This is a genomic window from Collimonas pratensis (genome assembly GCF_001584185.1).
Lineage (GTDB): Bacteria > Pseudomonadota > Gammaproteobacteria > Burkholderiales > Burkholderiaceae_D > Collimonas > Collimonas pratensis.
In genome coordinates, this window is sequence record NZ_CP013234.1 from 3,257,591 (window position 1) to 3,270,496 (window position 12,906).

The window sequence follows — 12,906 nt, forward strand, 5'->3', positions numbered from 1 at the left end:
GTTTACCTATCTGGTGGGCGCTTTTTATTGCCCTGCGCTCAAGACTCCACCACTTTAACCCGCGCTGCCAAAGCACACATCAATTCATAGCCGATGGTGCCGGCGGCGTGGGCCACTTCGTCGATCGGCAAGCCTGCGCCCCACAGGGTCACGTTGCTGCCGACCGCCGCGCCGGGCACGTTGGTCAAATCGACCGAGAACATGTCCATCGACACCCGGCCGACGGTGGCGGTGCGGACGCCATCGACCAGCACCGGCGTGCCGTTGGGGGCATGGCGCGGATAGCCGTCGGCATAGCCGCAGGCCACGGCGCCGACGATCATCGGCGCGGCGGCGACGAAACGGCTGCCGTAGCCAATCGCCTCGCCCGTACCTATGCGCTGGATGCCGATGATTTTGCTGGTCAGCGTCATCGCCGGCTTCAGGCCGAACTGTTCGGCGCTAGCGCCGCCCGGACTGGCGCCGTACAGCATGATGCCAGGCCGCACCCAGTCCGATTTCAATTCAGGATGCATGAGATCGGCAGCGGAATTGGCGATGCTGCGCTCCTCCTCGATGCCGGCCGTACCTTGCTCGAACAACTGCACCTGTTGCAGCAATGGCAAGCCCGGATTAAGCGGATCGTCGGCATTGGCGAAATGCGTCATCAGCGTGATCTTGCGGACCGCAGGAATCGCTCGCAGGCGCTGATAGGCCGCGCGGTAAGCCTCGGACTTGAAGCCCAGCCGATTCATGCCGCTGTTCATTTTTAAATGGACATCCAGCGGCCCCTTCAAGGCAGCACGCTCCAGCAGCAGGATCTGGTCCGGAGAATGGACGGCAAAGTTGAGCCCGGCCTGCGCCGCGGTGTCCAGGTCGGCGGCATCAAAAATACCCTCAAGCAACAAAATCGGCTTTTGCCAGCCCAGCTGACGCAAGCACAGCGCATTTTCGGGTTCGATCAGGGCCAGTCCGTCGGCTTCGGCGAAGCCGCGCATGGCGCGCTCCAGGCCATGGCCGTAGGCATTGGCCTTGACTACTGCCCAGATTTTCGCCAGTGGGGCGTGCGACTTGGCAATACGCAGGTTGTGATGCAGCGCAGAAATGTCTATGGAAGCAAGAAGCGGTCTGGGCATGAATGGCAGAATTGCTGAAGATTCGTAGAGCGCTCTATTTTACCGGAAGCAAGAGCAGCAAAGGATTGGCAATTTCTCAATAATTCTGCTGAACGTTTTGGCTTTTGCTGCCGTCATAAACACGGAACGGTCATATTTTCATGGTATAAAGCAGGCCGGGGACACATTGTTACATTCTGGGATGCGGATGAATCGCGGTTTTTACACCATCATGGCGGCGCAGTTTTTTTCTTCGCTGGCCGACAACGCCCTACTCATAGCGGCCATCGCCTTACTGGCGGAAATGTCCTCGCCGGACTGGATGACACCCTTACTGAAATTGTTTTTTGTCCTGTCTTACGTGCTGTTAGCCGCTTTTGTCGGCGCTTTTGCCGATTCTTTGCCAAAAGGCAAAGTCATGTTCATCACCAACATGATCAAGATCGCCGGCTGCCTGATGATGTTCGCCGATGTCCATCCATTAATTGCTTACGCGGTCGTCGGCTTCGGTGCGGCGGCATACTCGCCCGCTAAATATGGCATCCTGACCGAATTGTTGCCTGCAGAGAAACTGGTCGCCGCCAATGGCTGGATTGAAGGCTTGACCATGGCCTCCATTATCCTCGGCACGGTGCTGGGCGGCGCCCTCGTCAGTCCGCACGTAGTCTCAATATTGCTCCAATGGCACATACCTATCATCAACTGGCACCTGAACACGCCCACCCATGCGGCACTGATGGTGATCGGCACGCTGTATGTGATCGCCACCATCTTCAACCTCAAGATTCCTGACACCGGCGCCCGCTATCCGAACCAGCAGCACAGGCCGAGCAAGCTGATTGCCGACTTCGCCAACTGCTGCGCAATCTTGTGGAAAGATAAATTGGGCCAAATTTCGCTGGCCGTCACTACCCTGTTCTGGGGCGCAGGCGCCACCCTGCAATTCATTGTCTTGAAATGGGCGGAGAAATCGCTCGGCATGCCGCTCGACAAGGCTGCCATCCTGCAAGGCGTGGTGGCGTTTGGGGTAGCCATCGGCGCCGGTGCTGCGGCCCGCATGATTCCGCTGAAAAAATCGCTGACCGTGATGCCCATGGGCATCGTGATGGGCATAGTCGTCATGGCCATGACCGTGGTGCATTCGGTCTGGGTAGCGTACCCGCTGCTGATCATCATCGGCGCTCTGTCAGGCTATTTCGTGGTGCCGATGAATGCATTGCTGCAACATCGCGGCCATGTCCTGATGAGCGCCGGCCATTCGATAGCGGTACAGAACTTCAACGAGAACCTGTCGGTGCTGACCATGCTGGTGCTATACGCCCTGATGATCAAGATCGATCTGGACGTCAATATCGTCATCCTGATGTTCGGCTCGTTCGTGGCCTGCATCATGCTGCTCATCATGCGCAAGCACGCGGCCAACCAGCGTGAGCATGATTCGCTGGCCCTGATCGGCGAAGTCAAGCACTAGGACCTGCCTGTAACCCTGTCGGATTATGCCGGCGCGCCTGTCCTCAGGCGTCGCCGGGCTGCGGCCCGCGCCGCCCAGTCGTCCGGCACGACAAATCCCCTGCTCGTTTCCAATCCGCTGCCATCTTCCAGGCGTAGGGTCGCCAGCAGCAGCGGCCCGGCGTCGTTGGCAAAATGCTGCGACAGCGCCACCCTGGCGTCGATCGGAGTCAGCATATCCCCTGGCGCCACTTTGGCTGGCGCCAGCCAGCTCTGGCGAGGCAATATCCAGTACATCGCAGCAGGATCCAGCTGCAAGGCTGACAAACTGCTCCAGTAACCACGACAAGCGTTGGCGGACACCCCAAGAGCGGGTGGCAAGCTCAGCGGCTCTTCGGGATAGAACAGCCAGCCTTTCACCAAAGCCTGGGCGGCCACGATCGGCTCGCTCAGATGTGCCTGAGCCGCGGGATGCAGCGACAAAGCCAGTTGCTGGTGCAACAGCTTTTGCATTTTCGAACCCAGCGAATCCGCCATGTCGCGGCCGATAAAATCGTCCGCCTGCGGGCTGGCGCCGCTGGTTGCCAGCAGATAGAACTTGCTGGCAAACTCCCAGTGGACCAAGGCGCCATTGAGCCGCAAGAGGAAATCGAATTCGCCGACCGTATCGTTTTTGCTGGCCCGCACCTGTACGCTATGCGCTACCAGCAGCTGGCGCCGCTCGAAATAGAACGCCAGCAGCTTTTCGGCATAGAGGCCGAGGCGAGTCGAAGGCAGGCTGCCTATGTAGTCATGCAAATCCTGCAGCTTTTGCGGCTCCTGCTCCAGCGCGTTGAGCCATGGCGCCAGATCCGCGTCGACATAGGTGGCGATCCGGCCCTGCCATTGTGCTGCCAGCGGATCGAGCAGGTCGGGCGCATCCAGCAGCCAGGCCAGCGCCCGCACATGTGGATCGTGCAAATGATTCCAGCGGCGATGAAACTGTTCCTGGCAGGTCACGCCAGGCGTCACCGTCTCTAATCCTGCAGCTTCATTCCGGTATGTTGGCATAGGTGCTCATCGCCAGGCACAGATCACTCCAGACCTTGCCCTTGTCCGCCAGTTGCCGCAGCAGATAGGCCGGGTGATAGGTCACGATCAAAGGACGCTCAGCATAACGATGGACGCTGCCGCGCAGCTTGGACACCGGCGTAGAGGGATCAAGCCCCAGCAGGGACAAGGCAGCGGTCTTGCCCAAGGCCACCAGCACGGTAGGCTGGATCAGTTCGATCTGGCGCTGCAGATATGGCAGGCAGGCCGCCACCTCGTCGGCAGCAGGCGGCCGGTCGCGCCCGTTTTCATCGGTCGGACGGCATTTGACGATGTTGGCGATATAGGCGTTTTCGCCGCGCGCAAGTCCCATCGCCAGCAGGATATTGTCGAGCAGCTTGCCGGCCGGGCCGACGAACGGTTCGCCCTGGCTATCCTCGTTACGGCCCGGGCCTTCGCCGATGAACAGCCATCTGGCCTTGCTATCGCCGACGCCGAACACCGTATTCTTGCGTCCGCGGCACAGCCCGCAGGCAGTACATTCGGCAACCGCTTTCTGCAGCTGCGGCCAGTCCATCGCGGCCGGCGACTGTAGCGATGCAATAGCCCTGGCCGGCGCCGGTGGCGCAGGAATCGCGGCCTCATCTTCGGTCCAGGCCGAGGGCGCCGCATCCCGTGCCAGCGCAACAGCGGTTTCTGGTGCAGGCACTGCATAGGGCTGCAGCTCCGGATCGCTCATGGCAACAGTGGGCGCGGGCGCCGCAACCGTCATATCTACCGGCGGCGAAACATCGGCCAGCTCCGCTCCGGTTTCGGTCGAGGCAAGCACGCCCTCGCGCCGCAGCCAGATCGGCCCCAGTCCAATCTCGTCAAGGAAAACGCTGCGCCTGCTCACTTCGCTCATAGGAACAGCCTCATGACGATCGCTTCTTCGCGCTGGTTGTCGGCGGCCGGATAATAATCGCGGCGGCGGCCGATCTCGGCAAAACCGTAGCGCTGATAAATCCCGATCGCGCGCGTATTGGAAGGCCGCACTTCCAGCAGCACCGACTGCATCTGCTGTTGCTGCGCCAGGATGCATACCTTATCCAGCAGCATCTTGCCGATGCCGCGCCTGTGCATGTCGCCGTGCACGCTGATATTCAACAGATGAGCCTCGTCCAGCGCCGCCATCATGAAAAAATACCCCAGCAAGACGCCGTCGGCGTCGCGCAGCACCCAGCATTGGTAGCCGCTCTGGATCGAATCGACAAAATTGCCATGTGTCCATGGATGGGAATACACGCTCTTCTCAATCGCCACCACTTCGTCAAGGTCTTCGACACGCATCGCGGCGAAGGCCAGCGGCCGCCGCAAAGCGGGAGACTCTTGCAGGCTGGCGCTCATGGCAGCACCTTGGCCGCGCGCTCGGCGGTAGTGAGTGCGACTTTGTTACGTAAATACAAAGGCTGGGCTGCTACCGCGTTCAAGCCTTTACCTTGCGCAAAAGCGATGCTGCCCAACTCGGCAATCTGGCGCGCATTCGGCATCACCTCCGCCAAGCCCGCGGCGGCAAACGGCGCCGCGGCAAAAGCCTCGGCGTAGGCCGACAAACCGTTGCCGCAGGCTTGCAAGGCCTTTGCGCCAGCCTGCAATGGCAGCGGCAGCACGGCCGCAGGCGCCGACAAGGTCGGTTCGACCACGATTTGCCAATGGCCGTCGGCGAAACGGTATTGCGCCCAGTAGACTTCGCCCATACGCGCGTCCAGCACGGCCAACACCTCGTCGGCGCCACTTAGTGCGCGGCAAGCCTGCGCCATGGCAGCCAGGGTCACCACCGGCAGCACCGGCAAGTCGGCGCCGAAGGCCAGGCCCTGGACGATGCCGCAGGCGGTGCGCACGCCGGTGAATGACCCGGGGCCGACGCCGAAGGCCAGCGCGTCGCACTGCGCCAGGCTGATGCCGGCTTCGGCCAGCAAGCTTTGCACCATCGGCAAGATGGCGAGAGAATGGGTTTGCACACCCGCCGATTCGCGGGTAATCGCCTGGCCGTCGCGCAACAAGGCGGCGGAAGCCAGTTCAGTGGATGTTTCGATGGCAAGAATTGTTTGCATAAGCAGTATTTTACCGTGCCGCGCAGGCCTCCGAGCGGTATTCGAGCGGGATCGTCCAGATTGAGCCCCAGTCACGGTAAAATACCGGCTATGCTGATCCTGACTCTCGACCGCCACAATCACTCGCAACTTGCCGACATCCTCAGTGACGACGGCTGGGTGGTGGCTTGCCTGTGTGCCGCCTGGTGCGGCAGTTGCCGGGAGTATTTAACGAATTTCACGGCGCTGGCGCAACGCCACCCGCAGGTGCAATTTGCCTGGATCGATATCGAAGACCAGGCTGAACTGGTGGGCGACCTGGATATCGATAATTTCCCCACTTTGCTGATCCAGCGCGGCGATGTGGTCGCCTTTCTGGCCCCGGTGGAAATGGATTTGCGCCTGGCGGAGCGCATCCTGCAGTCGCAGATGAGCAAGAGCGTGGAAGAATTACGGGCTGAAGCTGAGAGCAGTGAGGAACGCCGTTTGTGGCAGCAGGAAGGCAATTTGCTGCGGCGCCTGACTAACAGCTAACTCACTCCCTAACGGGCTCTTAAGCTGTTCAGGACACCAGCCAGGGATCGCAATCCGGATGCGGAAACTGCGCCATCATGAAGTCGACAAAACTGCGCACCTTGGCCGATAGCAGCCGTCGGCTCGGATACACCAGGCGCACCGCCACCTTGTTGATCTGATGCTCGGGGAGCACCCGCACTACCCGCCCCGCCGCCATGTCGTCGCCCAACGTGTAGGAACTGCGCATGGCGATGCCCATTCCGGCCAGCAGGCAATGCCGCAGCAGTTCCGTGTTGTTCGACATGACCTTGCTGGCAATCGGGATCACCGAGGTGCCTTCAGTCGATTGGAAGGTCCAGTGGTGGCGCAAGTGTTCCAGAGAAAAATTCAGGCAGGCGTGCCGCGCCAGATCCTCCGGTGCCTGTGGCGCGCCGTGCTCGGCAATATACGCCGGCGAAGCGCAGAGCAGCACTTCGGCGATGCCGAGCTGGCGTGCCACCATGCTGACATCGAACTTCTGGTTGACCGAGAAAATCCCGACATCGAAACCTTCTTCGATCAGATCGGCAGTGCGGTCAGACAGCGTCACATCCAGCTGGACATCCGGATATTGTTTCGAATACAGCGGCAGCAGACGCGCCAGCTGGGTCTGGCCAAAACCAATCTGCGAATAGATGTGCAAGGTGCCGGCAGGTTTGGTCGAGAGCACCGAGGCGGCCGCCTCCGCCTCATCGATTTCGTCGAGAATCTGGCGCACCCGCTCCAGGTAGGCCTGGCCCGGCTCTGTCAAAGCCATGCGGCGGGTCGAGCGGTGCAACAGGCGGATCCCGAGATGGTTCTCCAGATCGGCCACCAGGCGCGTGACGACAGCATTCGACATGTCGAGCACCTGGGCGGCAGCGACAAAGCTGCCCTGCTCCACCACTTTCGCGAATACGCGCATGGATTGCAAGCGGTCCATCCAAATTATCCTTATTTCCCGTAGAAGTAGTTGAGCGCCAGCGCGCCCGCTCGCCGCTTTAGTGCAGTACCGGCTTCACTGCCGGCGCATTCCAGCCCAGCAGGTTATACGCATGATAGCGCCATACGCCGATGTACTCGCTGAGCGCCAGATCGGTTACCCAAAAATTGTAGGCCAGCGGAAACCAGTTGCCCTTGGCCGCCAGGTAATCGGCCCGCGCCGGTTTGGCGTCGACCCCGAAATGGGAAAAATACAGCAGGCTGCGGCGCATATGAATGCCCGATGTCACCAGCACCACCTGGCCCGCATAGGGTTTAAGCAAGGGCGCGCTGAACTGCGCATTTTGCCATGTATTCTTGCTGCTTGTCTCCAGCGTCAGATCGGCCTTATCCACTCCCAGCTGCTCCAGGTAGGTGGCATAGACAATCGCTTCGGCAACGCCGCGCCGCTGCGGGTCGCCGCCGCTGACGATCACTTTGCATTGCCCCGCGGTCTTTCTGCAAGCGCCGTACAAGGCTGCCGTCTTGGCCACGCGTCCGTAGGCAAATGTGCCGGTCTCGACCGTGCCGGCAACTGGTTCGGTGCCTGCGCCAAGCAGGACGATGGCATTCTGTTTAGCCCAATGCATATCCGCCACGGCGGCGCCAGCGGCATATGGCGCTTGCAAGCTGTCGAGCAAATATTTCGGCAGGATACCGACGCCGGTGGCGATAAACAACAGCAGCGCCAGCGCATACGACAGACGGCCGGCACGGCGCCAGTGAATGAGCGTGAGTATGGTGGCGGCCGCGATAAGAAGGAAGAGAATAATGAAAGTCATGTTGGCGGCATCAAGTTACATAGGAACTGCCGGATTGCAGGAGCCGTTCATTTGAACAGCAGAGCCATGAAGCTGACCACCAGCGCCAGTATGGCGATGCCAACGCCGACGCCGCACAGCAGGCTGGCGCGCGCCAGTTTGGCGTCTACTCCCTGCACCTCCCGCTCCAGCAACGGCAAGGCCGCGCTCAGTTGCTCCGCCAGCGCCTTGATGTCGCCCGCGTTCTGTAAAGACGCGCCCTGCAACTCTGCCACCTGCTGTTGCAGAATCTGGATCTGGCTCTCCTCCGTATTCCCTTTGCGACGGGTAAAAACCGGCATCGCCACCGAAATAATATCGCTGACATACGGAAGCACCGCCTTTGTTACCGAAAGCCATGCTGACATCCACCACCCTCCAATTCCCTGCCTGTTCTGTAGCGCGAATCCGGGTTGATCCGGACCTACTGAAATATCTGCTTATCCGTCGCCGCTGTATCGCCCGGCCGCAGCAAACGGCCGGCGGCAATCGTGATGGTCTGGCGGCACAACTCGGCAATCGAGGTATCGTGCGTCACCAGCACCAGGGTCGAGCCGCGCTCCTGGTTCAAATCGAACATCAACTGAATCACCGCGTCGCCGGTTGCAGCGTCAAGGCTGCCGGTAGGCTCGTCGGCGAACAGTAGTGGCGGCTCAGTCACGAAAGCGCGCGCCAATGCCACGCGTTGCTGCTCGCCACCCGACAGGTATTTGGGATAATGCTGCAAACGACTGCCCAGGCCGACCCGCTCCAGCTTGGCTTGCGCCTTTTCGCGTGCATCTTTGTCGCCCCGCAGTTCGAGCGGCAGCATGACGTTTTCCAGCGCGCTCAGATGGCTCAGCAGCTGGAAAGACTGGAACACGAAACCCAGCTTTTCCTTGCGCAGGCCGGCGCGGCCATCTTCATCCAGCGCAAAGATATCGCTGCCGTCGATGCGCACCGTGCCAGAAGATGGCGTGTCCAGGCCCGCCAGCAAGCCTAGCAAAGTCGACTTGCCGGAACCGGAGGCGCCGACAATCGCCAGCGTAGTGCCGCCCTGGACGTTAAAATTGATATCATCAAGAATCACCAGCTCGCCGCTGGCGTCGGCGACGCGCTTGGTCAAGCGCTGGACATCGATGGCCGGAGCCCTGGAATTCACCGTTGCAGGATTAACAGAAGAGGACTGAGGCATGCAGATTATCGACTCCGGGTTGAAGAATGGTTGTCAGGAACGGATTGCGCGTATGACCGGCAAGATCGCCAGCAGTTCGCGGCGGGCTGTCATTCTGCTCGGCCTGCTAGGTCTAGTATGGACGAACAATGCTTATTCTGCAGCAAAAACGATACTGGTGTTAGGCGACAGCCTTTCCGCGGAATACGGCCTGGAGCGCGGCAGCGGCTGGGTGGCGCTGTTGCAGCAGCGGCTGCAGGCTGAAAAAATTGACGCTACCATCACCAACGCCAGCATCAGCGGCGAAACCACCAGCGGCGGCAAGACGCGCCTGCCGGCCTTGCTGCAGCACAAGCCGGATATTGTCATCATCGAGCTGGGCGCCAACGATGCACTGCGCGGCCTGTCGCTGAGCGCCACCGAAAGCAACCTGCGCGCCATGATCGGCGCTGCCCAACAAGCGAAATCCAAGGTGCTGCTGGTGGGCATGCGGATACCGCCCAACTACGGCCGCGACTATACCGAAAAATTCTTTGCGCAGTATGCAACGCTGGCAAAGCAAGCCAAGGTGGCGCTAGTGCCCTTCCTGCTGGACGGCGTCGCCGACAAGCCGGACATGTTCCAGGCCGACCGCATGCACCCGCTGGCCCAGGCCCATCCGATCATACTGAATAACATCTGGCCGGGATTGAAGCCGCTGCTGGCGAAATAGTCTTTGAGCATGCGTTTCGAGCGGCGATCAATCAACGGCAACACCAGCCAGGATTACTATCTATCGCAGGGTGCCTGCGGATAGCTGCCACGCCTGGCACGCACAAGCTGCCGGCAGCTCCGAAAACCGGAAGCTTTCCAGAAAAACCCGGCTCATTCGCAAGAATATTCCTACAGATTTGGAAGATCTCTTTTCTTAGAATACGGCTTGCTGTCATCGAACCCGGTCACAGCCCTCCTCCAATTCCTAGAGAAAGCAATGAAGATACTTCTCAAATCCGCCATCGCCGCCAGCCTGCTGGCTACTGCCATGACATCGGCATTTTCAGCTGAGACCGACGTGCACTGGTCCTATCATGGCAAGGTCGATCCGACCCATTGGGCCGACGGCGTTCCAGATAATGCCGCCTGCCGTTCCGGTCACCGGCAATCGCCGATCGCCTTGTCCGAAGCCACTGCCCAGCGCGTCGCCAGCAAGGACTTTGCGATCCACTACGAAGCCGGCAGCGTCGCTCTGCTGAATAACGGCCATACCATCCAGGCCAATGTCAGCGATGCCAACGACACCGTGGTCTACAAAGGCGAATCATACAAGCTTGATCAATTCCATTTCCACACCCCCAGTGAGCACACCTTGGATGGGAAATCCTATCCGATGGAACTGCATCTGGTGAACAAGGGCAGCAACGGACAAATCACCGTGGTTGGCATCTTCATCCAGGAGGGCGCAGAAAATCCGGCGCTGGAGCCAGTCTTTGTCGATCTGCCGGCAACCCAGGCAACCGCTGGACGACAGGCGCAAGTCGATATCGCGGCCTTGTTACCGAGCGACAAAAAAGCCTTGGTCTACTCCGGCTCGCTGACTACGCCACCCTGCTCGGAATCGGTCAACTGGATCGTGCTGGAACAGCCAATCGCCATGTCGAAGCAACAGATTGCCGCATTCAAGGCGATCTTCCGCGACAACCACCGGCCACTGCAGAAATTGAATCACCGCCAAGTCAACGAGGAATAATTTTCCACACCATTTTCTCTGCCGCACAGACAGAAAAAAGCCCATGCGACTTACGTTGCATGGGCCGTTCTGATCAGGCTAGAAGCTTCCGGCTTTATTTGCTGCCGCCGTTGTCGCCATCCACCGGCGCCGCTGCGATCGGCTTGAGGATCTTGACCTTAGCTTTCTCTTTCAAGACGTCCACGTAAGCCAGCATTTCCTGTTGCGCCAAGATGCCGGTGATCTGTTCCTGTTCCGCTACGCGGCGAGCCTGGTCCTGCGCAGCCGGCTGGCCGACCTTGCCGATACGATACACGCCGTAGCCTTGCAGCGGCAGGGTAACGCCGACATAGGCCGGCAGCTTATTGACGTCAGCCTTCATTACCGCTTCAAACGCCAGCGGATTGACACCCTGGTTCTTGGTGCGCGACACGGTTTGCGCCACAGCGAAACCGCTGGCATTGTCCTGCGCCTTCAAGGCGGCCAGCTTCTCTTCACCAGCTTTTTTAGCCAGCGCCGCTTCTTCAGTGCGCGTCACCTTGTCGCGGATGATGGCTTGGACTTCTTCAAATGGCCGCTTGGTCACTGCCTTGTACTCAAGGACGTGGCCGGCGATAAAGGTGCTCGGCGCAACTTCGATGGCCTCGGTATTGTGTTTGTTCTTCAGCGCTTCGTCCGAATACAGGGCCGTCAAGAATTTCTGGTTGTTGTAAGGAGCGGTAGGCGCAGCAGCAGGATTCGGCTGGCGGCCGAGGTTCGCGGCGGTCTGGATTTGCAGGTGCAGTTTGTCTGCAACTGCCTTCAGGCTGTCCGCCTGCTCATACACGGTATTGCTGAAGGCTTCCGCCATTTCAGTGAATTTGCGTGCCGCCAGCTGCTTCTTGATCTCACCGGCGATTTCCGTCTTGACTTCATCCAGCGGCTTGACCTGGGCTGGCTTGATGCCGGTCAGTTCGATGATGTGATAGCCGAAATCGGATTGCACCAGATCGCTGATCTCGCCCTGCTTCAGCTTGTTGGCGGCATCTTCGAAAGGCTTGACCATGCTGCCGGCGCCGAAATAGCCGAGATCGCCGCCCAGTTCGCCGGAAGCGGTATCCTGCGAATTCGCCTTGGCGATTTTTGCAAAGTCGGCTGGCGTCTTGCGCACCTGGGCCAGCAGGCTTTCTGCCTTGGCCTTGGCGGCAGCTTGCTCAGCGGCCGGCGCATCTTTTTTCACGGCGATCAGGATGTGGCTGGCGCGGCGTTCTTCCGGCACCGTATAGCGGGCGACATTCTGGTCGTAAAAAGATTTGATATCGGCATCGCTGACCGTGACTTGCGCCGCAACCGCACTGCTGTCGAGCACTACGTACTCAGCTTTGATCTGCTCCGGAATCTCGAATTCCTTCGGGTTCTTGCTGTAATAGTCTTGCAGCATGGCGTCCGTGACCTTGACCTGGCCAGCAAAATCGGCAGACTTGAACAGCAACTCCTGCACATCGCGCTCTTGGTCGTTGATGTCAGACAGGCGGGTAGCAACGGTCTTCGGCGTGAATGCCGTCGATTGCACTGCGCCGTTCAGCTGCTGCATGGCCATATCCTGGCGCAAGCGAGCCGCGTAGCTGATCTGCGTCATGCCTTGCATGGCTAACAATTGATCGAAGGTTTTGCTGTCGAATTTGCCATCCGCGCCAAGCAGGTTTGGAAACTGGCTGAGGATGACCTGTTGAATGGCCGGATCAGTGACTGTCAAATGCTCGCTGGTGGCGGTTGCAGCCAGCACCCGCTGCGAAATCAGATTATCCAGCACGCCCTGCTTGGCTTCCGCCGTCTCCATCATTTTCGGATCGAAACGATCGCCAAATGCCTGGCGCATGCGTTCCATCTGCTGGCGCAAAGCGCCATCCAGCTCTTGCTGGGTGATCGGCTGGCCGGCGACTTTCGCTACCGTATTGGCGCCGTCGCCAAAGCTGCTATAGCTTTGCAGACCGACTAGAGCGAAGGAAGGGATGATCAACAGCAGCAGCAAGAACTGCATCAAACGCTGATGGGTACGGACAAATTCAAACATGGTCGGCCAATCGAGATCAAGCGGCTAATAAATAAA

14 protein-coding genes are annotated in these 12,906 nt (G+C 59.6%); 4 read left to right on the plus strand and 10 right to left on the minus strand.

The window, feature by feature from the left end; all coding sequences use genetic code 11:
- Window positions 1-38: 38 nt before the first annotated feature.
- Complete coding sequence (alr, locus tag CPter91_RS14565) at window positions 39-1,115, minus strand: alanine racemase (RefSeq protein ID WP_061941480.1); 1,077 nt, start codon at window positions 1,113-1,115, stop codon at window positions 39-41.
- Window positions 1,116-1,302: 187 nt separating this feature from the next.
- Between alr and lplT the strand changes: the two genes are divergently transcribed.
- Window positions 1,303-2,565 carry a lysophospholipid transporter LplT gene (gene lplT / locus CPter91_RS14570; protein ID WP_061941482.1) on the plus strand — a complete coding sequence of 421 codons (1,263 nt, stop codon included), beginning with the start codon at window positions 1,303-1,305 and terminating at the stop codon, window positions 2,563-2,565.
- A 23-nt stretch (window positions 2,566-2,588) separates the two neighbouring features.
- Here lplT and CPter91_RS14575 read toward each other — a convergent pair whose 3' ends face one another.
- Genes CPter91_RS14575 through tsaB form a run of 4 tightly spaced genes read right to left on the minus strand, consistent with a single transcriptional unit; the run spans window position 2,589 to window position 5,665 of the window.
- Window positions 2,589-3,593, minus strand: a complete 1,005-nt coding sequence (locus tag CPter91_RS14575) for a DUF1853 family protein (RefSeq protein ID WP_061941484.1) — start codon at window positions 3,591-3,593, stop codon at window positions 2,589-2,591.
- A complete protein-coding gene (locus CPter91_RS14580; protein ID WP_061941486.1) occupies window positions 3,574-4,476 on the minus strand; it encodes a uracil-DNA glycosylase in 903 nt (300 codons plus the stop codon). Before CPter91_RS14580 ends, CPter91_RS14575 begins: the two co-directional genes overlap by 20 nt.
- Window positions 4,473-4,958, minus strand: coding sequence for a ribosomal protein S18-alanine N-acetyltransferase (gene rimI / locus CPter91_RS14585; RefSeq protein ID WP_061941488.1), 486 nt, complete (start codon window positions 4,956-4,958; stop codon window positions 4,473-4,475). The genes CPter91_RS14580 and rimI overlap by 4 nt, the downstream gene beginning before the upstream one ends.
- Complete coding sequence (tsaB, locus tag CPter91_RS14590; RefSeq protein WP_061941490.1) at window positions 4,955-5,665, minus strand: tRNA (adenosine(37)-N6)-threonylcarbamoyltransferase complex dimerization subunit type 1 TsaB; 711 nt, start codon at window positions 5,663-5,665, stop codon at window positions 4,955-4,957. Before tsaB ends, rimI begins: the two co-directional genes overlap by 4 nt.
- 90 nt (window positions 5,666-5,755) lie before the next feature.
- On the opposite strand from tsaB, the gene CPter91_RS14595 reads away from it, so the two are divergent.
- A complete protein-coding gene (locus CPter91_RS14595; protein ID WP_061941492.1) occupies window positions 5,756-6,178 on the plus strand; it encodes a thioredoxin family protein in 423 nt (140 codons plus the stop codon).
- A gap of 28 nt (window positions 6,179-6,206) precedes the next feature.
- Here CPter91_RS14595 and CPter91_RS14600 read toward each other — a convergent pair whose 3' ends face one another.
- From CPter91_RS14600 to CPter91_RS14615, 4 genes are read right to left on the minus strand one after another with little or no spacing between them, the layout of a single operon-like run.
- Complete coding sequence (locus CPter91_RS14600; RefSeq protein WP_061941494.1) at window positions 6,207-7,121, minus strand: LysR family transcriptional regulator; 915 nt, start codon at window positions 7,119-7,121, stop codon at window positions 6,207-6,209.
- A 58-nt stretch (window positions 7,122-7,179) separates the two neighbouring features.
- Window positions 7,180-7,941 (minus strand): YdcF family protein, encoded by a 762-nt coding sequence (locus tag CPter91_RS14605; protein ID WP_061941496.1) that lies wholly within the window; start codon window positions 7,939-7,941, stop codon window positions 7,180-7,182.
- Between the two features lie 47 nt (window positions 7,942-7,988).
- Window positions 7,989-8,327, minus strand: a complete 339-nt coding sequence (locus CPter91_RS14610) for a hypothetical protein (protein ID WP_061941498.1) — start codon at window positions 8,325-8,327, stop codon at window positions 7,989-7,991.
- 56 nt (window positions 8,328-8,383) lie between these two features.
- Window positions 8,384-9,133 carry an ABC transporter ATP-binding protein gene (locus CPter91_RS14615; protein ID WP_061941500.1) on the minus strand — a complete coding sequence of 250 codons (750 nt, stop codon included), beginning with the start codon at window positions 9,131-9,133 and terminating at the stop codon, window positions 8,384-8,386.
- Between CPter91_RS14615 and CPter91_RS14620 the strand changes: the two genes are divergently transcribed.
- Both CPter91_RS14620 and CPter91_RS14625 read left to right on the plus strand, forming a co-directional pair.
- Window positions 9,132-9,824, plus strand: a complete 693-nt coding sequence (locus tag CPter91_RS14620; RefSeq protein ID WP_082792859.1) for an arylesterase — start codon at window positions 9,132-9,134, stop codon at window positions 9,822-9,824. The two genes, CPter91_RS14615 and CPter91_RS14620, sit on opposite strands and share 2 nt — an antisense overlap.
- A gap of 258 nt (window positions 9,825-10,082) precedes the next feature.
- Entirely contained in the window at window positions 10,083-10,838 is a 756-nt protein-coding gene (locus CPter91_RS14625) for a carbonic anhydrase (RefSeq protein ID WP_061941504.1), read from the plus strand.
- A gap of 94 nt (window positions 10,839-10,932) precedes the next feature.
- On the opposite strand, the gene CPter91_RS14630 is transcribed toward CPter91_RS14625, so the two are convergent.
- Complete coding sequence (locus tag CPter91_RS14630; RefSeq protein ID WP_061941506.1) at window positions 10,933-12,870, minus strand: SurA N-terminal domain-containing protein; 1,938 nt, start codon at window positions 12,868-12,870, stop codon at window positions 10,933-10,935.
- Between the last annotated feature and the right edge of the window lie 36 nt (window positions 12,871-12,906).